The following is a 24,731-nucleotide window of genomic DNA, read 5'->3' on the forward strand; positions in this document are numbered from 1 at the left end:
GTAAGTTAATCTTTTAAGCGATAAGTTTTGTTAGTGCTTCCGGCTTTGCAAAATAAGAGAAATTAGTTTTAAAATTTTTACTAATTTGCAAATTCGTAATATTAAAAAGCCCGTATTTAGCTGCTTTGGCAGCTGTGAGATTAAAATAAAAAGAATAATAAAAGTGTATCACTATGGCATTAAATGCGTTTTTATCTAGCCCTTTGACTATTCAGCCGTTCTCTCTTTTTATCGGCGCATGTATGTGTTTTAGCTTTGGTTTGTCGTTTTTTTTGTGGCGTGCAGGGCCCGGCTCTGCGGGGGCAAAAAATACCATGGCCTTGGTTAGTTTATTGATTTCAATGTTGGCTTTAGCTGTCATCATGCAAGCTGAGATACCAGCCCTCAGAGGGCAAGTGTATTACCTCGTCAGTATTCAAATGCTGACGGGTCCTTTGCTGTATTTTTATGTGTTGTTTCAAACAAGGTCTAATTTCACTCTTCAAGCGACGCATTTATGGCATTTGAGTCCGCTACTCATTTTTACACTCATTTGGCATTGGCAAATGCCCGTTGAGCTTAATCACAGCTTGGCTTTACCCTGTTTTAGTAATGAGTTATGCGATGTTTATCGACAAAATCGTTACCTTCATAAGGTGGCTGCTTGGGTCAGTAATTTAGCTTATTGCTTTATCATCATTGGGATTCTTAAATCTTACCAAGTGCAAATTAAAAGACGTTTTTCTAATATTGAAGAGATCAATTTACGCTGGGTCACCATGATTTGCTGGTGTTATATACTCGGTACTCTCTTGGCTATTCTATTTGAAGCGGGTTATTTCCTAGGAAATGAATTTAATAGTGGTCATATGCATGAACTTGCGATGCTGGTGACAACTGTTTTAATTGCTCATTACGGGGTGAGACAAGTAACAATCCACGCTGAAGAAAATGAAGAGCCCCAAAACCAACCAGCGGCAAATGTATCGAGCAGCAACAAAAAGTACCAAACAAGCAGCTTAACTGAAGTAGATGCCGCTTCACTTTGGCAGCAACTGCAGCAATTGATGGTCACTGAACAGCCATATTTAGAGGCGGGTTTAAAAGTGAGCGATTTAGCTAAGCGTTTAGACGTCTCAGTAAGTCATGTATCCGAAACCATTAACGGTCATGCTGGGTTATCGTTTTACGATTTTATTAATAAGCAGCGAATAGAAGCCGCTATTCGCATCTTAGAAGATCCTAATAAAGCCCATTTATCAGCGACTGAAGTTGGCTTTGAGGCTGGTTTTAACTCGGTTTCAACCTTTTACAGCCACTTTAAAAACTATCAAGGTTGTACGCCTAAACAATATCGCAGCAATAAAAATGCGGCTACTGTGAGTTTAAAAAGCTAAACCCACAGTGTGGGTTTAGCGCTTAATTAAAGGTTTTGATCACTTTGCTTGATTAAGTAGCTATAAAATTGCACCGCTTTAGTTAAGTTCTCGATGCTAATTTTTTCATTTGTACCATGGAAACCGGTTAGCTCTTGTGAAGTGAGCGTCATGGGTAAAAAGCGATAGCTATCCTCAGCAACTTGTTGGTAGCGACGACTGTCTGTTCCCCCAACGGTTAACCCGGGTACAACTACCAGATCGCCATGAATGCTTTGTGCTGCATTAGCAAGTAGTTTAAATGCCGGGCTTTCGCTGCTTGATACAGGTGATGGTTCAAATTGTTCAACAATGCCAATCTCAATACGAGGGTCATCAATCACTGCATTAACGTAGGCAATGATACTCTCGACGGAATCGCGTGGGTGAATTCGAAAGTTAACTTTTGCTTTAGCTTCGATGGGTAATACGTTTGATTTCTCACTGCCCGATAACATAGTAGGTGCTGTGGTTGTGCGGAGCATGGCATTCGCAGAGCTCATTTCACTCATTTTATTTTCGATAAGTGAGCCAAATAACCATTTGTTAGCAAATAACACGCGGCTTGAAAAAGGCATGTGGCGAGCCATTTTATCGTAAATTTGCGCCGAAATACCTTCAAGGCCACCGGGCACTGGGGCATTTTTTAAGTTTACAATGGCTTGCGCTAAGATACTTACTGCCGTTTCTGAGGGAGGCATTGAGCTGTGACCACCCTTAGCATGTGCGATTAGCTCAAGGGTTAAATAGCCTTTTTCGGTGACATTAATACTTGCCACTTTTGGCTCAACACCAGGGATCATACCATCAAGTACAAATGAGCCTTCATCGAGTGACCATTCAAGGGCAATTGCTGCATCAGCAAAGTAATCAGCAATTGCTGCTGCGCCATATTTACTGCCAATTTCTTCATCATGCGTTAGCGCAATATAAATATCTCGATGAGGGCGATAGTCTTGTGCAAGTAAATGAGTGATCGCTTCCATGAGAGTGATTGCAGAGCCTTTATCATCAAGTGTTCCGCGCCCCCAAACATGTTCACTATCAATGGTGCCAGCAAAGGGTGGGTGGCTCCATAGAGACTCTGTGCCTGCAATTACCGGAACGACATCATAATGGGCAGATAATAAAATCGCTTTTTTATTCGCCTCGCTACCACGCCAATGAAAGAGTAAGGTGTAATCATTAAACTTCTTTAGCTCAAGTTGTTGATGAACATCGGGGTATGTTTGCTCTAGCCAAGATATAAATGCGCTAAATTGCTGGTAATCAATATCAGAACGATACTCTTTTGAAATCGTTTTAAATTGCACCGCTTGAGATAAGTGTTCAGCAATCTGCTGACTGTTTACAGCAATATTTGCTGCAGGTATTGGGGTGATTGCAGCGGGTTTGAATTGCCAAGTGCGAAACAACACAATCGCAGTTAGCAGTAGCAAAGCTGCTGCAAAACCGATGAGTATTTTTTTTATTGTCATGATTTATTTCTCTATTTAGAAAAGTACTGAGTGAGTGAAGCTTAAAAATGGCTGGCTTACTTCCGGTTTTGCAAACTGAGAATAAATTCTATAAAAAATTCTATTTTGGTTGTTGATAGGAGGTTAAGTCTCAGAAAATGGTGCTCTTTTTTTCTTCGTTTGTACCTGCAATTCTGTTAGCTTAAAAAATTACCAATATTTCTTAAGGATAAGTCGTGCGACTATTTAAGTTATTCTGTATTAGTGGTTTTTTACTCTGTACTAGTCATGTAATGGCTCAACCAACTGCAGATGATGCGGTTACAAATTACAGCCAACATACGCATACTATCGAATCAAGTAATCTTAGTGAGCAACGCACTGTCGTTGTGCAATTGCCAAAAAGCTATCAAACACATCCAAACAAAAGGTATCCCGTTATTTACCGTTTAGATGGGGCCGGTAATTTACCATTGATTAATGCTGTGCTTGAGCGCTTACAACAAGATGATCAAGCGCCAGAGGTGATTGTAGTAGCAATTGAAAGCACTAATCGACTTAGAGATTTTTATCCTACAGTGAACAAAGAACTACAAGGGCCTGTTGGTGAAGGCGGTGGTGCAGCAAAGTTTTTAGCTTTCGTAGAGCAAGAACTGATGCCTTTGGTTAATAAACAGTATCGTACTCATGATTATAGAGTTATCGCAGGAGCCTCTGCTGCGGGTGTATTTGCTCTTTACGCAATGCAAGCTGACCCTGAGTTATTTCAAGCGCACATTGCTTATAGCCCTGCGGTATGGTGGAACTATGGCGCCCCTGCAAAGAGTCTAAATACCTTTGTTACTAAAGCCAAAAGTATTAACAGCTATGTATATATGAATATCGGCGAAGAAGCCGGCATTATGCGCGAAAGGTACGATGATATGCAGCAAACTATGCAAAATAGTAAGGTGCAAAATCTGCGCTTTAAGAGCGATGCCTTTGCAGGTGTTTCGCATAACCTAACCTCAGCTGCTGGGGCATTTAATGCGTATCATGGTTTATTTTTATCTAAACAGATGCCTTTGAGTGCATTGGGCGATGATGTTTCATCAATTGATGCTTATTATCAACGCTTATCACAGCAATGGGGCGAGCAAATAGCGCCACCAGACCGCGCTGTTAGGTTGCTAGGTTACAGTTTAACGGATAACCAGCAATTTGAGCGGGCTATTGAGGTGTTTAAGTACAATATCAAAAACTACCCTAAATCAGCGTATGCACTGTCAGCTTTGTCATATGGCTATGAAATGCAAGGTAATATTCGCCAAGCATTAGTTCAAATCGAGGCTGCAATAGCCGTAGCTGATGACTCGTATCCTTACCTAGATTACTTAAAAGAAACAAAAACGAGGCTACAAGCACAGTTGAGTAAGGTTTAATAATATGGCCAACTTAGCTGTTGGCTTTTTAAAGCGCCCCTTTAATATTGAGCAATTATCATAAACCAGTGACTGTTATCTAAAAGGTATTTAACTCACTAATTCCTACTTACCGGGCAATAAATGCGCTAAAATCGCAGGCTATTTTAGTTATGAGCCCACACCTTTTATGACCTCAACCGTAAACCCTAGCAATTTCAACGAGCTTGGTCTTATTCCTGAGCTACTTGCTCGATTATCTGATCTTGAATACACGCAACCGACACACATTCAGGCAAAAGCAATTCCGAGTATTTTGGCGGGCAGTGACTTAATTGCAGGAGCGAATACCGGTTCAGGTAAAACAGCGACATTTGCTTTGCCTATGTTGCAAAAGTGCTTTTTAGGTAAGGCAGTTAAAAAAACACAAGGCAAAGGTAACTTTGTTTCAGGACTTATTTTAGTGCCAACGCGAGAGCTAGCTGTACAAGTAGCTGATAGCGTTAAATCATATTCTGCAAACTTTAATGGTGCGATTAAAACCGTTGCTGTATTTGGTGGTGTGTCGGTTAATACGCAAATGCAAGCATTGCGAGGCGGTGCAGATATTATCGTTGCAACTCCTGGTCGTTTACTTGATTTGATTTCAAGCAATGCCATTAAGCTTGATAAAGTAAACACCTTAGTGCTTGATGAAGCAGACCGCATGCTGAGCCTAGGTTTTACCGAAGAGCTTGCTGAGCTATTAGCGTTTATGCCCGCTAAAAAACAAACTATGCTGTTTTCTGCAACGTTCCCAGAGCAAGTTACACTATTAACCCAAAAATTGTTAAATGAGCCTGTTGAAATACAAGTTCAAAGTAAAGATGAAAGTACCTTAGTACAGCGCGTATTTATGGTAAATAAAGGTGAGAAAACCACGGTTTTAGCGCACTTGATAAAAAACCATAAATGGCGCCAAACGCTGATTTTTGTGAATGCAAAAAAAGATTGTGAGCATTTAGCAAATAAGCTTGAAAAGCGTGGCATCAATGCACAAGTATTTAACGGTGATAAAGGCCAAAGTGAGCGTACTCGCGTAATCGAAAAGTTTAAAAATGGCGAAATCGAGGTATTAATTGCCACTGATATTGCAGCCCGAGGTTTAGATATTGCTAAATTGCCTGTAGTGATTAATTTCAATTTACCGCGCAGTCCTGCCGATTACATGCACCGTATTGGCCGAAGTGGTCGCGCCGGTGAAGTAGGGTTAGCGTTATCATTGATTGATTATGAAGACTTTCATCATTTTAAAATCATCGAAAAGAAAAATAAATTTCGTTTAGAGCGTGAAGAAGTGCCTGGTTATACCTTAAATAAAGCGAACCTTGATGCCGCACAAGCACTTAAAAACGACAAGCCCGTAGCTAAACCTGCGGGAACAGGTAAGAAAAAGAAAAAAAATAAAGCTAACCAACAAGACGATGTTTGGAGTGGCTGGAAGAAACCTTAATAGCCTTAAAATAAACCCCGCATTGCAGCGGGGTTTTTTCTTTTTAACAACCAGTTAAGAATTAAAAGTCAGTCGGCGCTGGTGGCACGGTGAGTGGCTTTTTCGGGTTGTCTTTTAGCTCTTTTAATAGCTCTTCTACGGCACGTTCAATCGATGTATCTTTACCTTGGTAGATTAACTCTGGGCGATCAACAACCTTGATATCAGGGGTGACACCTTCGTTTTCGATGATCCAGTTGCCATCGTTATCTAAAATGCGGAATGTGGCCGCGATAACTTGGCCGCCATCGACAAGGCTTGGATTACCTGAAATACCAATTAATCCACCCCAAGTACGGGTACCAATGAGCTTACCTAACCCTGCTTGGCGGAAGTAGTAAGGAATAGCGTCACCGCCTGAACTTGAGTAACCATTGATCAGCATGGCTTTTGGACCATCATGAGCAAATTGTGGTGTTTTAGTTGGCTCAACACCACGGCGCTTCCAATAATTAAGCGGTTTACGGGCAAGCCAGGTGATCATGTGCTCAGGAATAAAGCCGCCGCCATTGTATCGGTCATCAATAATCATGGCGTCTTTGGTGGTTTGCGGCATGTAGTTTTTGAACATGGCGCGGTTACCTTCGTAGGCTGTATTTGGTAAGTGAACATAACCAATACGGCCATTTGATAGCTTATCAACGTAGGCTGCACGAGAGTTAACCCAATCTAAATAACGCAAACCTTGTTCGCTCGCTACAGGCTTAACGGTAACTTGCCATGCACCTTTGCTGCGCGGTTTACTGTTAAGAACTAGCTCAACTTGCTCACCTTGGGTGTTCTCTAGCAATTCGTAGAAGTTAGCTACGTCTTTTACTGAGCGGCCATTTACGGCAATGATGTAGTCGCCGTTATGTGCTTTTACCCCTGTTGTACCAAGTGGTGAGCGGAAGTCTTCATGCCAGTTTTCGCCTTGGAAGATTTGCTCAATTTTTACGTATCCAGATGGATCGCTGGCAAGTTTTGCACCTAATAAGCCGTGCTTTTTACGCTCTGCTTTAGGCATATCACCCGACTGCACATAAATGTGGCCTGAGTTAATTTCACCTGCGATTTCACTGAGAATGTAATCTAAGTCACTACGGTGTGAGATAGCATCAGCCATAGGTTGATACTTGGCTAAAATTGCGTCCCAATCTTGGCCGTGATGGTTTTCGTCGTAGAACCAATCACGTAATGTACGCCAGCCTTCAACATACATTTGCTGCCATTCAATTTGTGGCTCAATTTTTAAGGTCATGTTACTAAGATCTAGCTTATTCGCTGATAGGTCTTGTTTTGCTTTTGGCTCAATTAAGCTGTAATCGTTACCCGCATGCACTAACAGGTGCTCACCATTGCTCGAAATAGTGTAGCTGCTTACCCCTTTAGCCACAGTTTCAAGCTCGCTGTCGTGAGCTGTGCCTATTAATTGTAGGCCGCCATTAGCCAGTGTTAGCACGCCATCTTTTACAGCCGTTAAACTGCGATAATCCCCAGCCGGTGCATTTAAAGCGGTTACACGCTGCATAAAGTCGCTGCTTTGCAGGGTATTACTGTTTTTCTTATCGTCATCTTTTTGTTTATCGCTGACGATCGCTGTTTCATCACTTTGTAGTGCGATAAGTGGTTTGATACTGTCATTTACGGCAGCGGCATAAATACGCGTTGCACGATTAAACATGTAGTCAAACTCGTAGCTGCTAAAGGCTAAGTTAAAGTCGCGCTCAGAGCTGAAGTACAGGTATTGACCATCAGGAGAGAAAGTTGGGTTTTGCTCATTGGTCATTTCATCCGTTAAGCGAGTCACTTTCTTTTTATCAATATTGTAGTGCCACAGTGAGGCATAGCGGTTTTCATTGTTTTTTACATACACAATGTCTTCGCTATTTGGCGACCAAGTATACTGGCGAATACCTTCTTCATCGTAGATGCTGGTATCAATTTTGTGCTGTTTACCCGATTTTGCGTCTATCCACCAGAGTGTGTGATTCTTATCTGCAAATAACAGTTTTGAGCTATCAGGTGACCAAATTGGTGTAAAGCGCCAAATAGTGCCGTTGCTGGTTAGCTGCTTAGTGGCATTGTTGTCGCTGCGATCTTTTAAGTAAATTTCGTATTCGCCGCTTTCATCGCTCATATAAGCAATATAACGACCATTTGGCGACCAGCTTGCGTCAATCTCGCGGCCTTTTGCTGTGTAAGATAAATTACGTGTTGGGCCTTGTTTAACCGGTACGCTAAATAGCTCACCGCGGGCAGTAAAGAGTGCACGTTTACCATCATGAGAAATCGACATTGAATCGATAAAGTCACTCACATTTTTTGTGTACGGCATTGCGTATTGACGCACACCAGCAATGTTAATGCTCAGCTTAGTGCTTTTTTGAGTTTTTGGGTCAAAGCGATAAAGGTAACCACCATTTTCATAGACAACAGCATTTGGGCCAGCTGATGGCCACAGTACGTCAAAGTCTTTATGGTTGGTTAGCTTCTTAGGCTCAGCACCTTTTTGGTATTGATACAGGTTAAGGGTGTAATCACGGTCAGACACAAAGTAAATGTTGTCGCCAACCCAGGTTGGTTGCTGATCGGTTGCGCGGTTACTAGTTAGCTGCTCTGAGGTATCGTTTTTTAGATCGTAAACCCAAACATCTTGTGCGCGACCGCCTCGGGTGCGTTTCCAAGTACGAAATTCACGGTCAATCGGGGTGTAAACATATTTGCTACCATCTGGCGAAAGCATACCGCCGCCCGTTTCAGGGATAGCAAGAGGCTGCTCAAGGCCACCGTCAGCAGGCACCATGTATGGACGACCCATACGTTTACCCCACGGTGTGCGGTTAGCACGAAATACCACATTTTTGCCATCTGGTGTCCAATCGAGAACACGATAATCAAAACCACCGCGTGGTGGCATTGGGCCAACATCGTTGTAGTAGGTCAGTTGTTTTAAGCCAGAACCATCGCTGTTAATTACATAAATTTGGCGGCTGCCATTGTATTCGGCTGCAAACGCAATGCGTTTACCGTCAGGTGAAAACTTCGGAAAGGTTTCAAAGCCAATATGGTCGGTTAAGCGTTTGCTCTCGCCTGTTTGCGTATTAGCAATGTAAATATCACCACCGTACACAAAGGTAACATTTTGATTATGAATATCTGGAAAACGCAATAAGCGCGTGTCTTTTGTTTCGTAAGCTGATGCCCAAGGTGCCAGTGTCGCAGCCATGGCCAGTGCCAACGTTGTTAGTTTTTTCATGGGATTACATCCTATTTTGGGAACTGTTACATCATAACAATTCAGTTTTAAATAGCGATGCAGTTGCGATGAACGCAGTGTTACAAAATGTGTCTAAAAATCAAACGATGGAATGGGGCTATGTATTTAGGGGAGTGTCGGCTAAAGCAGGCTTTAGCCGACAAATCATTACTTGTAGAATACTTCTACAGTGCCTTTTACTTTTAATAGTAAAGGTTGGCCGCGGCGATCTAGCGCTTTTGGAGAAGCGATTTTGATCCAGCCTTCGCTGATATTATATTCTTCAACGTCAAAACGCTCTTTGCCGTTAAGTTTTACACCAATTTCATGCTCGAAAACTTCTTCCACATAAAATTTACTACGTGGGTTGATAGAAAGTTGGTTTGGTAATTCTGGTTTTTGTGTATCAGTCATAGTTGCGATCTGCATTGAATAAATTGTGCGCCATTGTAGGCAATACCTGGCATTGGCTCAAGTATCTAAATGGCAAATTTATTGTTTACTCGCAGGCTTGTTCTGAATGTTCAACACACATGGCTACGGCTTCACTCTTTTTATCGAAGTCGTGTGTTAAGCAGTAGTCAAAACGCATGGTTAACTCAATCACCTGTTCATCGGTGCGTTCAGGCCAATGCCAGTCTCTCACTATTTGTCTTGCAGCTTTTCTTACTTCTTTACTAAAACGCTTAGGTGCTGAGTTTTCGATATTAAGGTTTTTTACGTTGCCTTCTGGCGTTACCTGAAAGTTGACAACTGCACAGCCACTGCCTTGTCGATTTAGCAGTCCCGTTGGGTACTGTACATGAGTCATTGGTGGCAGCCGTTGCCAACTAGGCGTATTCGTAGTGGTATCGAGAACTTGCGCTTGAATATCTACAAATGGAAATTTACGAGATAAGTCTGGGTTTGCAAGCGTACTTGCTGATAAACAGATAAGTGAGAATGAAAAAATAATTTTATTCATAGTTTTCCCTAACTTGATTGTTTTTTATTCATTTTTGATACTAGAGGTGAATTTGCATTATGTAAACAAAAAAAGATAGGTAAAAATTCGGAACAAAGTGATTTGTTATACTATATCAATCTATTTATTTGTGTTATTTTATAACAAAACATATCTATCAATTTCTACAATTAAGCCTTATGAAGTACCCAACTCTTAGTTTAGCATTAGCTGCGGCGTTTGCAGCGAATACATATGCAGCTGATAACAGCGATATAGAAACGATCACCATTGAGCATAAACAAGCGTTCCGTGGTGATATTCCAACAAAAGATTTACCACAGTCGATCACCACATTAAGTAAAGACATGCTCACCGATAACGGTATCACTAAGTTTCGTGACGCACTGGATTTTTCTGCCAGTATCAGCCGTAAAAATAATGGCGGGGCGCTGTGGGATAGCTACTCAATACGTGGTTTGTCGGGTAACGAAAATATGCCGTCTGGATATTTAGTTAATGGCTTTAGTGGTGGTCGCGGTTTTGCAGGCCCGCGTGATGTATCAAATATTGAATACATCGAAGTATTAAAAGGGCCGGGCTCAGCTCTTTATGGTCGCTCGGAGCCGGGTGGCACAGTAAACATTATTACTAAAAAGCCACAGTTTTATCAGCAAGGGCAACTTCAAGCCGAGTTAGGTAGCGATGATCACAAGCGTATTCAAGGTGATTACACTAATGGTCTAAGCGATGATTTAGCATTTAGAATCAATGGTGCATGGCAAGATAGCGACAGCTTTAGAGACTATGTTCACCATGACAAATTCGTCATTACTCCTTCGCTTTATTATCAAATTAACGATAACTCATCACTGACCTATGAGTTTGAATACGTTGACCAACAGCAAATGTATGACCGCGGTATTGTGGTGCTAAATGGTGATTTTGATACCGTGCCTGAATCGCGCTTTTTAGGTAATCCAAATGATGCGCCAACTAAGGTGCACTCACGCGGTCATCAATTAAATTACAGCAACGATCTAAACCAAGATTGGAGTTTGTTATTAGGTGCCAGTTACCGTACTGCAACATTAACGGGTTTTTCGTCAGATGCTGAGCTTTCACCATCGCGACAGTCATTATTTGATGATGGCAGAACCTTAACTCGCCAACATAGATACCGTGATTATGAGTCTGATGATTTATCACTGCGTTTTGAATTAAGCGGTCACTTTGATGTTGCCGGTATCACCAACCATGTACTGATTGGTGTTGATGGTTACGATTATGAGCTGCGCACTGGGCTTTATCGCTACCGTGGTGGTAATGGCACTTACACCATTGATATTTATGAGCCAGAGTACAGCACTACTGAAGGCCCTGAAGTGGGCATGCAGTACGAAAATAACGAACAGCAAAATGCGTACGGTATTTACCTGCAAGACCAACTAGATCTAACCGATAACTTAAAAGTGATGTTAGGTCTGCGTTTTGATGAAATTGAACAAGATATTTTTGAGACTAAGTCTGGTGTGGCATCAAACAGCAAAGAAAGTCGCATTAGTCCACGTTTTGGTGTGGTTTACGCACTTAATGACGACATTAACCTTTACTCAAGCTATTCAGAAGGCTTTTTACCACTGAGTGGCACCGATGCCGAAGGTAAGCCATTTGGTTTTGAAGAAAGTGACTCGTTTGAAGTGGGTGTTAAGTTTAGTTACGCCAATATCAGCGGTACGCTTGCTTATTTTGATGCAAGTAAGAGCAATATGCTGGTGGCAGATCCAGTAAATGTGGGTTATTCAGCACCTGTTGGTAAAGCAAATAGCACAGGTTTTGAGTTAGACTTAACAGGGTCATTGGGTGATAACACTGAGTACACCCTATCCTATGCTTATGTTGATGCCGAAACTGCCACAGACAGCATAAATGTTGATTGGTTAGTGCCAATTCCTAAAGGCAGCCCACTTGTGAACGTACCGAAGAATAATCTTTCGATTGGCTTAAACCATGACCTAAGTGTATTTGCACAAGACATAAAGGTTGGCGGTCATTATCAATATGTGTCTGACCGTTTAGGTGACCCTGCTGATTTAACCTTCCGATTACCTAGCTATCAAACCGTTGGTTTATTTGCTAAATGGCGAGCGACTGAACGTGCAACTGTGTCACTGAATGTTGATAACGTGTTTGATGAGCAGTATATCGCCAGCTCTTACAATGCATTGTGGGCCTACCCGGGTGCGCCAACACAATTCAAATTAGGTTTAAGCTATGACTTCTGAGCAAGTTAAAAGCCGTATTCACAGTATCGACATCATGCGTGGTGTCGTTATTCTGCTGATGTTACTTGATCACGTGCGAGAGCGGTTTTTCTTGCACATGCAGGTGGCCGATCCTATGGTGGTTGATACCACTTCGCCGGGGCTTTTTTGGAGCCGCTTTGCTGCGCACTTTTGTGCGCCAACCTTTATCTTTTTAACCGGTTTGTCGGCGTGGCTTTATAGTCACCCAGCAAGTGGTGTGGCGCGCTCGGCTCGAAGCTTTTTAATCAAGCGAGGGCTATTTTTAATCGCCCTTGAAGTGACCCTGATTTGTTTTTCTTGGATGGGTTACTACCACACCATTTGGCTACAAGTGATGTGGGCGATTGGCCTTTGTATGCTGGTGTTAGCATTACTGATTAAGCTGCCACGCAACCTATTGCTGGTGCTTGGTTTAGTTATTGTATTTGGTCACAACTTACTGACTCCAATCAGCTTTACGCCCGATGAGTTTGGTTACTCGCTGTGGACGATTTTGCATGACCGAGGCTATCTATCACAAGGCGGTTTTATCGACGTCAAAATTAGCTACCCAGTGCTGCCTTGGATTGGCGTAATTTTGTTGGGTTACTGTGCAGGTCCTTTATATGCACACACTCAATCGGCAGATTCGCGTAAACGAGCATTACTACTGTTAGCCCTGTTATGTGTGGGATTATTTTCGCTGCTGCGTGGTTTTAATATCTATGGCGAAACCTTGCCGTGGCAAACGTTTAGCACCACAACCGAAACCATGATGTCGGTGTTTAACGTGACTAAGTACCCACCATCACTGAGCTTTTTGCTGATCACGTTAGCAGGCATGTTTGTTGGCTTATGGTTATTTGAAAGACCATTAAACCGCTTTACTAATGCGCTACGTGTATATGGCTCTGTGCCTATGTTCTTTTATATTTTCCACCTCTATGTACTGCTATTTATGTATCAAATAGGCATGCTGATCTGGGGGGCAAATCAAGGACAATATTTAGGAGTCAGTGATATATCAGGTATTTGGTTTATTACTTTGTTGTTGGCAGTAGGGCTTTATTGGCCAACCAAGAAGTTTAGTGAATACAAGAGTAAGGCTAACAAGCCTTGGTTAAAGTATTTATAATTAACAAATAATAGGTTGCTAGCTCCCGTTTATACGGGGGCTGGCGGTTTATTAAGTTGCTATTTGGGTGAGTTTTTGCGATATTAATTATATTATAATATTAACAGGAAGCTAATAAGATGACTCTGCCTAGTTCTCAATCTGCAAATGCTATTCGCATACTTGCTGTCGATGCTGTTCAACAAGCTAACTCTGGCCACCCAGGTGCGCCTATGGGTATGGCTGATATTGCAGCGGTATTGTGGCAAAACTTTCACCGCCATAACCCATTAAACCCAGACTGGTCTAACCGTGACCGCTTTGTGTTATCAAATGGCCATGGTTCAATGCTTCAATATGCATTGTTACACCTAAGCGGTTATGACGTAAGCATCGAAGATATTAAGCAATTCCGTCAGCTTCACTCTAAAACACCGGGTCACCCAGAATATGGTTATACTCCGGGTGTTGAAACAACTACGGGCCCATTAGGTTCAGGTATTGCTAACGCAGTTGGTATGGCAATCGCTGAAAAAACCTTAGCAGCGCAATTCAATAAGCCAAAGTTTGATATTGTTGATCACTTCACTTACTGCTTTATAGGTGACGGCTGTTTAATGGAAGGTATCTCGCACGAAGCATGTTCGCTGGCGGGTACGTTAGGTCTAGGCAAGCTAATCGCATTTTGGGATGACAATGGCATCTCTATCGATGGTGAAGTAGAAGGTTGGTTCACCGACGATACGCCTGCACGTTTTGAAGCTTACGGCTGGCAAGTTATTCGTGATGTTGATGGTCACGATATGAATGCAATTGCGGGTGCAATCGAAGCGGCACAAAGCAACACCACGCAACCAACACTAATCTGTTGTAAAACAGTGATTGGTTTTGGCTCGCCAAATAAATCAGGTAGCCACGACTGTCACGGTGCACCACTGGGTCACGACGAAATCGCAGCAGTACGTGAGCAGCTAAACTGGCCGCACCCTGCATTTGAAGTTCCACAAGAAGTTTATAACGAGTGGAATAATCAAGCGAAAGGCCAAGAGCTTGAAGGTGCATGGCAGCAAAAGTTTGCAGCTTATAGCAAAGCACATCCTGAACTTGCAAAAGAATATACACGTCGTGTTCTTGAAAAAGCATTACCAGCTAACTTCGCTGAATTAGCTGATGAGTACATTGCTAAATGCCAAGCCGACATGCAAAACATTGCGACACGTAAAGCATCACAAAATGCGATCAGCTTCTTTGCTAACCAGCTTCCTGAACTAATGGGTGGCTCTGCCGACCTTGCTGGTTCTAACTTAACCTTATGGCCAGAAGCAAAAGGTTTACAAGATGCAGCTGATGGTAATTACGTATTCTATGGCGTACGTGAGTTTGGTATGAGCGCAATCATGAATGGTATTGCATTACATGGTGGCTTTATTCCATTTGGCGCAACTTTCTTAATGTTTATGGAATACGCACGCAACGCAGTACGTATGGCAGCATTAATGAAAGCGCAGAGCATTTTTGTGTATACCCATGACTCTATCGGTCAAGGTGAAGATGGTCCAACTCACCAACCAATTGAGCAAATCGCTAACCTTCGCATGACACCAAATATGACTGCATGGCGTCCGTGTGATGAAACTGAAACTGCGGTAGCTTGGCGCCAAGCGTTATTAAAAGAAACCGGTCCAAGTTCACTTATCTTCAGCCGTCAGGGTACCAAAGCAATGGCACGTGATGCACAGCAAGTTGCTGACATTGCAAAAGGGGGTTATGTACTTGTTGATAGCGAACAAGCTGCAGAGCTTATCCTTATTGCAACGGGTTCTGAGGTAGAACTAGCTGTGAATGCGGCTGCTGAATTAACAGCACAAGGCAAGCAAGTTCGCGTGGTATCTATGCCATCAACGAATCAGTTTGATAGCCAAGATAAAGCATACCGTCAAAGCGTGTTACCAGCTGGTACACCTAAGATTGCTGTTGAAGCTGCACACCGTGACTTCTGGTTCAAGTATGTTGGCCAAGATGGTGATGTACTAGGTATGGAGACATTTGGTGAGTCAGCGCCTGGCGCAGTATTGCTTGAGCACTTTGGTTTCACAGTGGCAAACCTAGTTGCAAAAGCAAACGCATTACTTGCTGAATAATGTGACTGGCGAAAAATTATCGTAATCGCAACACGATAAACCTACATTTGTGATGATGTGTAGGTAATAAAAAAGCCCGCAAACTTTGGTTTGCGGGCTTTTTGCTGCTTAAACAATCGGTTTAAACTAATTCGCTTAAGATTGACTCTAGTTTTTCTTGGTCAATTGCGAATTGACGAATACCTTGGCTTAGCTTTTCAGTAGCCATGGCATCTTCATTCATTTCCCAGCGGAAAGCTTGCTCAGTCATGGCTGCTGGCGCTTCAGCTTTTTCTGTTGCTGGTAATAGTTTTTGAGTTAATGGTGCGTCAGTTGCAGCTAGTTCAGCAAGTAACTTAGGGCTGATAGTTAAACGGTCACAACCTGCTAATTCTTGGATTTCACCGATGTTACGGAAGCTTGCGCCCATTACAATCGTTTCGTAGCCGTGCTTTTTGAAGTAGTTGTAGATATGCGTTACTGACTTAACGCCCGGATCGTTAGCACCGTCGAAATCAGCGCTTGCATCTTGTGCTTTGTACCAGTCAAGAATACGACCAACGAATGGTGAAATTAGGTAAGCACCTACTTCGGCACAAGCGCGTGCTTGAGCAAATGCAAATACCAGCGTTAGGTTACAACGGATACCTTGCGCTTCAAGTACCTTGGCTGCTTGAATACCTTCCCATGTTGAAGCAATTTTGATTAACACGCGCGATGTGTCGATACCTTGCTCTTTATATAAAGCAACAAGCTCAAGTGCTTTATCAATGGTTGCTTGAGTATCAAATGATAAACGCGCATCAACTTCTGTTGAAACTAAACCTGGCACTTGCTCCATTAATTTAGAGCCAATTAATACTGCTAGCTTATCAGCTGCTTTTGTTACAACTTCAGCTGCGTCACTGCTTTGTGCTTTTGCCCATGATACGGCTTCGGCAGCAAGTGGGCGATATTTCTCAATTTGAATCGCGTTTAAGATTAGTGATGGGTTTGTTGTAGCATCTTGCGGCTTATATTCGTTGATTGCTTCAAAATCACCCGTGTCAGCAACAACGGTTGTTACTGCTTTAAGTTGTTCTAATTGACTAGACATAGTTATCCCATTCTTATCATACAAAAGTTAATGTAGTGGCTTTAACCTATTATTTGTGCTGAAAAAACAATCTAATCATCCAGAAAAACTGCGCAATTAATCGCCCGTCAGCAGCAAATAATCCTGTTAATAATATTTTTATAATACCTTTACAATCTGGTATTGTTGATATTATCATACAAATAAAGATAATGACTAACAATGTTAGTAAGCAATTAGTGAAAGGTAATTATGTCTCGTTATACGTTGGGATTAGACTACGGGTCAGACTCGGTAAGAGCATTACTCGTTGATGTTGCGACTGGTGAAGAACTTGCCAGCCATTTAGTAAACTACCCGCGCTGGGCACAAGGTTTATATTGTGACCCAAGTAAAGATCAGTTTCGTCAGCATCCACAAGACTATATTGATAGCCTTGTAGAAGTAGTTAATGGTCTTTGGTCACAAGTTCCAGCGGGTACTGCAGACAAAGTAGTGGGTATGAGCTTTGATACGACAGGCTCAACACCTGTAGCAATTAATAGCCAAGGTACACCACTGGCATTAACTGAAGAATTTGCAGAAAACCCAAATGCGATGTTCATTTTGTGGAAAGACCATACGTCTATTAAAGAAGCAAATGAAATCACTGCAGCTGCAACTAACAACGATGTGAACTACCTTTCACACATGGGCGGTATCTACTCTTCTGAGTGGTACTGGGCCAAAGCATTACATATTTTCCGCGTTGATAGCAGTGTTAAAGCAGCCACATATTCATGGGTTGAGCACTGCGATTGGATGACCGCGCTAATGTGCGGCACAACACACCCTGAAGTCTTAAAGCTAGGGCGTTGTGCAACGGGCCACAAACAAATGTGGAACGAGCAGTGGGGCGGTTTCCCACCAAATAGTTTCTTCAGCAATATCGATCCACTATTAGATGGTGTTGTTGATACGTTAAATGCAACTACAGAGCCAAGCGACCAAGTTGCTGGCAACTTAACTGCTGAGTGGGCCGAGAAGCTAGGTTTACCACAAGGTATCGTGATTGGTTACGGTGCATTTGACTGTCACATGGGCGCAGTAGCAGCCAATGTTCGCCCTGGTGTTCTAACCAAAGTAATGGGTACTTCAACTTGTGACATCACAGTAACGTCTAAAGAACAACTAGGTGATACTTGCGTTAAAGGTATCTGTGGTCAAGTTGATGGCTCAGTAATCCCTGGGTTAATTGGCTTAGAAGCCGGTCAATCTGCATTCGGTGACTTATACGCATGGTTCAAGAACCTAGTACTTTGGCCAACTCGCCAACTTACAAATCTATCTGACGCTGAACAAGCGTTAGTTAACAAGCTAGAAGATTCAATCTTAGTTGATCTATCAAAAGCAGCTGCAGCACTGCCTGTAACAAGCAACGATGTAACGGCGCTTGATTGGGTAAATGGTCGTCGTACGCCAGATGCTGACCAAAGCGTTGCCATGGCATTAACAGGCTTAAAAATGGGCACTGATGCACCTAAGTTCTTCAAAGCGCTTGTTGAAGCAACTGCGTTTGGTGCACGTGCTATCACTGAGCGCTTCCGTAGCGAAGGCGTACCAATCGAGTCAGTGGTTGTTATCGGCGGTATCTCTAAAAAATCAGACTACGTAATGCAAACCTGCGCTGATGTTTGGAACTGCCCAATCGACGTTTTAGAAAGTGAGCAAAGCTGTGCATTGGGTGCGGCAATTATGGCTGCGGTTGCTGCGGGTGAGCACGCAACAGTGGCAGATGCTCAAAAAGTTATGGCGTCGTCTGTATGTCATCAGTATTTACCAAACCCTGAGCGCGTTGCTGTGTATGACGAGCTTTATGCCAACTACCAAGCACTTGCAAGCTATGTAAACGGAGACAAAGCATGAGTTTTACTGAACTAAAACGTGAAGTCTATGAAGCGAACATGGAGCTGCAACGTCGTGGCTTAGTAATTTATACCTTTGGTAATGTATCGCAAATCGACCGCGACAGAGGTGTGATTGCGATTAAACCAAGTGGTGTATCGTACGACCAAATGAAAGCCGACGACATGGTGATCGTTGACCTTGAAAACAACATTGTTGAAGGGTCTATGCGTCCGTCTTCTGACACAAAAACACATGTTCATTTATATCGCCACTTTGATTCAATTGGCGGTGTAACACACACGCATTCGACCTATGCAACTGCATGGGCGCAAGCAAAACAAAGCATTCCTTGCCTTGGCACAACTCACGCTGACTATGTACACGGTGACATCACCTGTACTCGTGAGCTAACCGATGAGCAAGTGAATGGCGATTATGAATTAGAAACCGGTATTCAAATTACTGATGCGTATCAAGACCGCGATCCGAAAGCTGCACCTATGGTGATTGTTGCGGGTCATGCGCCTTTCACGTGGGGTAAAGATGCCGCTCAGTCTGTATACCATGCCGCGCTACTCGAAGAGATTGCACGCATGGCGTATTTAACACGCACTTTAGATCCACACGCAGCTGAACTTAAAAAAGCAGTGATGGATAAACATTATCTACGTAAGCACGGTAAAAACGCGTATTACGGTCAGAGCAAATAGCAAGAATTTAGAGGATTATTAACATGACGACGATGACGAAAGAAGTCTGGTTTGTTACCGGCTCACAACATCTTTATGGTCCTAAGGTGTTAGAAACGGTTGCCAAAGACAGCGAAGCAATTGTAGCGGGCTTAAACAGCGAAGCTAATCTACCAGTAAACTTGGTATGTAAGCCTACCGTTAAGTCACCTGAAGAAATTCACGCTGTTTGCCAAGCGGCAAATACGGATCCTAACTGTGTTGGCTTAGTATTATGGATGCACACTTTCTCACCTGCGAAAATGTGGATTGCTGGCCTAAGCGAATTACGTAAGCCTTGGTTACACCTTCATACTCAGTTCAATGCAGCCCTTCCTTGGTCTGATATCAACATGAACTACATGAATACGCACCAAAGTGCACACGGTGACCGTGAGTTCGGTTTCATCGGTACCGTAATGCGTAAAGAGCGTAAAGTTGTTGCAGGTCACTGGCAACGTGCTGACGTACAACAGCAGTTAGATGACTGGTGTCGTGCGGCAAAAGGTTGGGCAGAAAGCCAAACACTTAAAGTTGCGCGTTTTGGCGACAACATGCGTCAAGTTGCAGTTACTGAAGGTAACAAAGTTTCAGCGCAAATTACTTTTGGTTATGAAGTACACGCGTTTGGTGTCGCTGAGCTTGTAAAAGTGGTTGATACTATCACTGAAGAAGAAGTTGATGCACAGTTAGAGCTTTATAAGCAAGACTACGTAATTGCTGACGAAACTCTACAAGACGATTACGCAGTGAAAATGCTACGCAACGAAGCACGTTTAGAGCTTGGTATGGAGCGTTTCTTAGAGAAAGGCGGCTTTAAAGCATTCACTAACTGTTTTGAAGACTTATCAGGTCTTTCTGGTCTTCCTGGTCTTGCTACACAGCGACTAATGTCGAAAGGCTATGGTTACGGTGGTGAGGGTGACTGGAAAACAGCTGCGATGGTTCGCATCATGAAAGTAATGGGTGAAGGCCGTGACGGTGGTTGTTCATTCATGGAAGATTACACTTACAACATGGGTGAGACTGACCAAGTACTTGGCGCGCACATGTTAGAAGTGTGTCCTTCAATTGCAGCGCAAAAACCACGTCTTGAAGTTCACCAGCACACTATTGGTGTGAAATGTGATGTAGGTCGTTTATTGTTTACTGCAAAACCGGGCGCTGCAATCAACGTATCACCAATTGATATGGGCAACCGTTTCCGCATCTTAATCAACGAAGTAGATACAGTGGCTCCGCCAGCTGATTTACCTCACTTACCTGTTGCTTCAGCGCTTTGGGAACCAAAACCAAATCTAGCTGTAGCATCAGCTGCATGGATCCACGCCGGTGGTGCACACCACACTGCATACAGTCAAGCAGTAACAACAGATATGATTATTGATTTTGCTGAAATGGCCGGCGTTGAAACGATGATCATCGATAACGATACGACGATCCGTGGTTTCAAAACAGAGCTTCGTCATAACGCAGCTTATTACATGCTAAAACGTGGCCTGTAAAACGAATATTTAAAGTACTTGGGCATGTGTTTAGCATGCCCTGTCAAATTTTGTTGTCGATTAAGCCAGTGATGAGCCTTGCTCCTCGCTGGCTTATGCTATTGTGAAGCGAAACTTTTTAGGAGTAGATATGATCGATTTAAGCGCCTACCAAGGCATTATTTTTGATATGGATGGCACCTTAATTGACTCAATGGGCAGTCACTTACAGGCATGGCAAAAAACCTGTGAAGTCTATGGCTATCCATTTGATTACGACTACATGTATAGCTTGGGTGGCATACCGACCGTTAAAACCATTGAAATGCTTAACGAAAAATTTGGCTTAGAGCACGATCCTCTGGTTGTGGCAAAAGATAAACACCAGTTTTGGGTTGATTTACAGCACCATCCACAGGTGATTGACGAAACCGTTGCTGTACTTGAGAAATACCATGGTGTATTACCTATGGGCGTGGGCACGGGTGCTGACCGCGAACATGCAATTGATCATCTAACAGATACTAATTTAATTAATAAAATTGGTGCCTTAGTGACTGCAAGTGATGTAAGTAAAGGCAAGCCAAACCCTGAAACATTCTTAAAAGTAGCAGAGCTTTTAGGTGTTGAACCAAGTAAATGCGTAGTGTTCGAAGACACGCAAATTGGTTACCAAGCGGCCAAAAGTGCGGGGATGGATTGCATCATGGTGAAAGACGGCAAAATCCAACTTTAGCGATTAAATTTGCAATGACACCCTTATTTGTATTATAAAACTATAAATACAATTACAAAAAGGTTATTCATATGTCATTGCAATGTGTTTTCCAAGGTTTAAAAACAACTCATCAAACAGCCGGTTCGAACACGAAAAAGTCGCGCGGGCTTTATGCATTGTTGGTGACATGTGGGATTACCCTTACACCAGCGTGTGCTCATCAAGGAGACAATATGACGACTTCCCCTTCAGCATCAATGACAGCCTATGGCGTACTTGCTGACCAAACACCCGTTAATCAAGTAACACTGACGAACAGCAATGGTATTAGCGTTGATGTGATCAACTACGGTGGCATTATCACGCGTATTGAAACACCTGATGCAAAAGGCGAAATGGGTAATATTGTACTGGGTTTAGATAACCTAGAGGCATACACAAAAGCGACAACTTACTATGGTGCAATCATCGGTCGTTTCGGTAACCGTATCGCAAACGGTAAATTCACCCTAAATGGCACTGAATACCAATTAGCGACTAACGATGGTGACAACCATTTACATGGTGGTGTGCAAGGTTTCGATAAAAAAGTGTGGAACATGACACCGTTCACGACGCAAAACAGCGCAGGTGTTACCTTAAGCTTAGTGAGCCCTGATGGCGACCAAGGTTACCCGGGTGAAGTAACGACCGAAGTGACTTACACACTAACCAATAACAACACGCTAGATATGCAGTTTATTGCTACAACAAGCAAGCCTACCATCATCAATATGACGCAACACAGCTACTTTAACCTAGCGGGTAAAGGCGACATTCTTGATCACCAAATGCAAATTAACGCAAAAGCAATTACCCCTGTGGATGGCGGCTTGATCCCAACTGGTGAGTTGATGGATGTGGCAGGCACACCGTTTGACTTCCGAACTGCTAAAGCAATCGGTCAAGATATCAAAGCAAGCAATGAACAACTGAAACTTGGTAAAGGTTATGACCATAACTTTGTGCTTAAAGACACGCCAAGTAATGAACTTATTGAAGCGGCGACGGTTTACGAAGCAAACTCTGGCCGTACGTTAACAGTTTACACAGAAGAGCCTGCGGTACAGTTTTATTCAGGTAACTTTTTAGACGGTAGTACTCAGCAAGCGTCTGGCTTAGTGCATAATTTCAGAAGTGGTTTTTGTTTAGAGCCACAGCATTTCCCTGATGCACCAAATCAGCCAACGTTCCCAAGCACAACATTATTACCGGGTGACGTGTATTCAACACGCATCGTGTACGAATTTGGTACAAAATAAAGGAACACAATCGTGAAAACAACAAAGCTTAAAAGCACAATGCATAAGGCCGGTTTAGCCAGCCTATTTGCCTTGTCTTTTGGCGCTCTGACGGGCTGTCAGACTACGGCTGAAGACAACACAGCCAAAGCAGATGTCGCAGCCACAGCAAAAGCGCCAATTCAAGATAATGGTATTTTTACCAACCCACTTTTTCCTAATGGTGCCGATCCATGGCTTGAGTACTGGGATGGTAACTACTACCTAACCACAACAACATGGACATCTGAGTTAGTGATGCGTAAATCACCAACTCTAGCTGGCCTTGCTGATGCAACACCTATCAATGTTTGGTCTGATTCAAACCCTGAGCGTTGCTGTAACTTTTGGGCGTTTGAATTCCATCGTCTAAAAGGGCCAAACGGCTACCGTTGGTACATGATGTACACAGCCGGTACTGATGGCACTTTAGATAACCAACACTTAAACGTATTAGAAAGTGCCGGTGACGATCCTATGGGTCCATACGAATACAAGGGCGCATTAATGCCTAACGTATGGAACATCGACGGTAACTACCTAACATACAAAGACAAGCTATATGTGATCTACTCACAATGGCAGGGTGATCAGCAATTAAACATTATTGCTGAAATGGAAAACCCATGGACTCTGAAGAAGAACTCACCACATACGGTGATCACGCGTCCTGAGCTAGATTGGGAAATCAGTGGTCGTAAAGTAACTGAAGGCGCTGAAATTTTACAGCACAATGGCCGTACGTTTATGACGTACTCAGCAAGCTTCTGTAATACTCCTGATTACAAACTAGGTATGCTTGAGCTTGTTGGTGACGATCCACTTAAAGCGAGCAGCTGGAAGAAATACGATAAGCCAGTATTTGAGCGTACAGAAGAAGTGTTTGGCCCAGGCCATAACGGCTTTTTCACATCGCCAGACGGCACAGAAGACTGGTTAGTTTATCATGGTAATGATTCGGTAGAGCACGGTTGTAGTGCGACTCGTTCATTACGTGCGCAAAAATTTACTTGGAATGACGACGGCACACCAAGCTTTGGTAAACCATTAACACCAGGCGTTGAAGTCGCACCGCCATCAGGTGAATACGGCCCACTAGTAACGCGAGTGCAGGGTCAGCGCTATCAATTAGTGAATGCAACAAGCGGCTTATGTTTAGACATTGCAGCTGATCCACAAGATGCACGTGCAGTACAACGTCAGTGCGCTAGCACCAATGGTCAATGGGTTATTGATGCAACAACAGATGGTTTTGTTCGTTTAGCTAACCGTGAAGACAGCAAGTTCTTAGAGCTTGAAAGCTGTAATGACGCAGATAACGCTAAAGTACAATCTGCAGCATGGCGTAATAACTTCTGCCAGCAATGGAAAGTAGCACCAAGCACAGATGGTAATGTATCTATTACTAACCGTTACACAGGCAAGCCATTAGCGGTTGCTGGTTGTTCTGCTGCACAAAACCAAGCGGTTTTACAGCAAAGCGACGCAACAGCGTGTGGCGACTGGCAATTACGCCCTATGGGCAGTGTTGTAGTATTAAGCCAACAAAGTGGTAAAGCACTTAGCGTGGCAGATACAGTTAAAGCAGGTACTAATGTTGAGCAACAAGCTTATACGCATAAAGATGCACAGCAATGGTTCTTCGCACCAACTGATACAGGCTATGTAAGCCTTAAACAAAGCGCTGACAGCGAGTTCTGTGCTGCGGTAGCTGATAACGCCTTAGTACCAGGTGCCAACGTAGAAATGGCTTCGTGTGCAGCGAAAACAGCACAGTGGCGTATTGCTCCGGTAGAAGGCGGTGGTGTTATGCTTATCAACCGCTATACAAAGCAAGCACTTGGTTTAAGTAACTGTGGTTTAGCTGAAAACACTAACTTCGCACAACAACCTGATTTAGGTAATAAGTGCCAAGTGTTCCATCTGCGTGAACCAAATTAAGTTATAAGTAAAAAATCGACTCAACCAAAGCCACTTCATTTATGAGTGGCTTTTTTGTTTTATTTTCAATGTGAAATTGATAGTATTGTTATATCAT

Annotated in this window: 17 protein-coding genes; 12 read left to right on the top strand and 5 right to left on the bottom strand. The window is 43.0% G+C overall.

Going from position 1 to position 24,731, the window contains the following annotated elements; genetic code table 11:
* The first annotated feature begins 173 nt into the window (after nt 1-173).
* Nucleotides 174-1,376 carry a helix-turn-helix domain-containing protein gene (locus L1267_RS12605; RefSeq protein WP_235383082.1) on the top strand — a complete coding sequence of 401 codons (1,203 nt, stop codon included), beginning with the start codon at nt 174-176 and terminating at the stop codon, nt 1,374-1,376.
* 26 nt (nt 1,377-1,402) lie between these two features.
* On the opposite strand, the gene L1267_RS12610 is transcribed toward L1267_RS12605, so the two are convergent.
* Nucleotides 1,403-2,872 carry a M20 family peptidase gene (locus L1267_RS12610; protein WP_235383083.1) on the bottom strand — a complete coding sequence of 490 codons (1,470 nt, stop codon included), beginning with the start codon at nt 2,870-2,872 and terminating at the stop codon, nt 1,403-1,405.
* Nucleotides 2,873-3,144: 272 nt separating this feature from the next.
* On the opposite strand from L1267_RS12610, the gene L1267_RS12615 reads away from it, so the two are divergent.
* The gene (locus tag L1267_RS12615) at nt 3,145-4,272 is read left to right on the top strand and encodes an alpha/beta hydrolase (protein WP_235383084.1); all 1,128 of its coding nucleotides are present in this window, start codon (nt 3,145-3,147) and stop codon (nt 4,270-4,272) included.
* Between the two features lie 169 nt (nt 4,273-4,441).
* Nucleotides 4,442-5,743: a DEAD/DEAH box helicase gene (locus L1267_RS12620; protein ID WP_235383085.1), complete on the top strand. Its 1,302-nt coding sequence runs from the start codon at nt 4,442-4,444 to the stop codon at nt 5,741-5,743.
* 61 nt (nt 5,744-5,804) lie between these two features.
* Here the strand turns inward: L1267_RS12620 and L1267_RS12625 are convergent, their stop codons facing one another.
* The 3 genes from L1267_RS12625 to L1267_RS12635 form a co-directional block, all read right to left on the bottom strand.
* Nucleotides 5,805-9,020: a S41 family peptidase gene (locus tag L1267_RS12625; protein ID WP_235383086.1), complete on the bottom strand. Its 3,216-nt coding sequence runs from the start codon at nt 9,018-9,020 to the stop codon at nt 5,805-5,807.
* 168 nt (nt 9,021-9,188) lie between these two features.
* Nucleotides 9,189-9,434, bottom strand: coding sequence for a DUF3297 family protein (locus L1267_RS12630; protein ID WP_171040424.1), 246 nt, complete (start codon nt 9,432-9,434; stop codon nt 9,189-9,191).
* Nucleotides 9,435-9,519: 85 nt separating this feature from the next.
* Nucleotides 9,520-9,984, bottom strand: coding sequence for an energy transducer TonB family protein (locus tag L1267_RS12635; protein ID WP_135923052.1), 465 nt, complete (start codon nt 9,982-9,984; stop codon nt 9,520-9,522).
* A gap of 179 nt (nt 9,985-10,163) precedes the next feature.
* Here L1267_RS12635 and L1267_RS12640 point away from each other — a divergent pair, with 179 nt between their 5' ends.
* The 3 genes from L1267_RS12640 (at nt 10,164) to tkt (ending at nt 15,503) form a co-directional block, all read left to right on the top strand.
* Entirely contained in the window at nt 10,164-12,248 is a 2,085-nt protein-coding gene (locus tag L1267_RS12640; RefSeq protein ID WP_235383087.1) for a TonB-dependent siderophore receptor, read from the top strand.
* Nucleotides 12,238-13,383, top strand: a complete 1,146-nt coding sequence (locus tag L1267_RS12645; RefSeq protein ID WP_138557853.1) for a DUF1624 domain-containing protein — start codon at nt 12,238-12,240, stop codon at nt 13,381-13,383. Before L1267_RS12640 ends, L1267_RS12645 begins: the two co-directional genes overlap by 11 nt.
* A gap of 119 nt (nt 13,384-13,502) precedes the next feature.
* Entirely contained in the window at nt 13,503-15,503 is a 2,001-nt protein-coding gene (gene tkt / locus L1267_RS12650; protein WP_235383088.1) for a transketolase, read from the top strand.
* Nucleotides 15,504-15,624: 121 nt separating this feature from the next.
* On the opposite strand, the gene tal is transcribed toward tkt, so the two are convergent.
* Entirely contained in the window at nt 15,625-16,578 is a 954-nt protein-coding gene (gene tal / locus L1267_RS12655) for a transaldolase (RefSeq protein WP_054552268.1), read from the bottom strand.
* A 231-nt stretch (nt 16,579-16,809) separates the two neighbouring features.
* Between tal and L1267_RS12660 the strand changes: the two genes are divergently transcribed.
* From L1267_RS12660 to L1267_RS12685, 6 genes are all read left to right on the top strand, one after another.
* On the top strand, nt 16,810-18,462 hold the full coding sequence (locus L1267_RS12660) for a ribulokinase (protein WP_235383089.1): 1,653 nt from the start codon (nt 16,810-16,812) through the stop codon (nt 18,460-18,462).
* Nucleotides 18,459-19,154, top strand: a complete 696-nt coding sequence (locus L1267_RS12665; protein WP_235383090.1) for an L-ribulose-5-phosphate 4-epimerase — start codon at nt 18,459-18,461, stop codon at nt 19,152-19,154. The genes L1267_RS12660 and L1267_RS12665 overlap by 4 nt, the downstream gene beginning before the upstream one ends.
* A 23-nt stretch (nt 19,155-19,177) precedes the next feature.
* Entirely contained in the window at nt 19,178-20,677 is a 1,500-nt protein-coding gene (gene araA / locus L1267_RS12670; protein ID WP_235383091.1) for an L-arabinose isomerase, read from the top strand.
* A 130-nt stretch (nt 20,678-20,807) separates the two neighbouring features.
* Nucleotides 20,808-21,392: an HAD family hydrolase gene (locus L1267_RS12675; RefSeq protein ID WP_235383092.1), complete on the top strand. Its 585-nt coding sequence runs from the start codon at nt 20,808-20,810 to the stop codon at nt 21,390-21,392.
* Nucleotides 21,393-21,463: 71 nt separating this feature from the next.
* A complete protein-coding gene (locus tag L1267_RS12680) occupies nt 21,464-22,675 on the top strand; it encodes an aldose epimerase family protein (protein WP_235383093.1) in 1,212 nt (403 codons plus the stop codon).
* Between the two features lie 12 nt (nt 22,676-22,687).
* On the top strand, nt 22,688-24,634 hold the full coding sequence (locus L1267_RS12685; RefSeq protein ID WP_235383094.1) for a family 43 glycosylhydrolase: 1,947 nt from the start codon (nt 22,688-22,690) through the stop codon (nt 24,632-24,634).
* Nucleotides 24,635-24,731 lie beyond the last annotated feature (97 nt).

The organism is Pseudoalteromonas sp. OFAV1, from assembly GCF_021532595.1.
Taxonomy (GTDB): domain Bacteria; phylum Pseudomonadota; class Gammaproteobacteria; order Enterobacterales; family Alteromonadaceae; genus Pseudoalteromonas; species Pseudoalteromonas lipolytica_C.

Coding starts and splice junctions, on each gene's coding strand:
- L1267_RS12605 (WP_235383082.1), top strand. CDS start 174: ATGGCATTAAATGCGTTTTTATCTAGCCCTTTGACTATTCAGCCGTTC.
- L1267_RS12610 (WP_235383083.1), bottom strand. CDS start 2,872: ATGACAATAAAAAAAATACTCATCGGTTTTGCAGCAGCTTTGCTACTG.
- L1267_RS12615 (WP_235383084.1), top strand. CDS start 3,145: ATGGCTCAACCAACTGCAGATGATGCGGTTACAAATTACAGCCAACAT.
- L1267_RS12620 (WP_235383085.1), top strand. CDS start 4,442: ATGACCTCAACCGTAAACCCTAGCAATTTCAACGAGCTTGGTCTTATT.
- L1267_RS12625 (WP_235383086.1), bottom strand. CDS start 9,020: ATGAAAAAACTAACAACGTTGGCACTGGCCATGGCTGCGACACTGGCA.
- L1267_RS12630 (WP_171040424.1), bottom strand. CDS start 9,434: ATGACTGATACACAAAAACCAGAATTACCAAACCAACTTTCTATCAAC.
- L1267_RS12635 (WP_135923052.1), bottom strand. CDS start 9,984: ATGAATAAAATTATTTTTTCATTCTCACTTATCTGTTTATCAGCAAGT.
- L1267_RS12640 (WP_235383087.1), top strand. CDS start 10,164: ATGAAGTACCCAACTCTTAGTTTAGCATTAGCTGCGGCGTTTGCAGCG.
- L1267_RS12645 (WP_138557853.1), top strand. CDS start 12,238: ATGACTTCTGAGCAAGTTAAAAGCCGTATTCACAGTATCGACATCATG.
- tkt (WP_235383088.1), top strand. CDS start 13,503: ATGACTCTGCCTAGTTCTCAATCTGCAAATGCTATTCGCATACTTGCT.
- tal (WP_054552268.1), bottom strand. CDS start 16,578: ATGTCTAGTCAATTAGAACAACTTAAAGCAGTAACAACCGTTGTTGCT.
- L1267_RS12660 (WP_235383089.1), top strand. CDS start 16,810: ATGTCTCGTTATACGTTGGGATTAGACTACGGGTCAGACTCGGTAAGA.
- L1267_RS12665 (WP_235383090.1), top strand. CDS start 18,459: ATGAGTTTTACTGAACTAAAACGTGAAGTCTATGAAGCGAACATGGAG.
- araA (WP_235383091.1), top strand. CDS start 19,178: ATGACGACGATGACGAAAGAAGTCTGGTTTGTTACCGGCTCACAACAT.
- L1267_RS12675 (WP_235383092.1), top strand. CDS start 20,808: ATGATCGATTTAAGCGCCTACCAAGGCATTATTTTTGATATGGATGGC.
- L1267_RS12680 (WP_235383093.1), top strand. CDS start 21,464: ATGTCATTGCAATGTGTTTTCCAAGGTTTAAAAACAACTCATCAAACA.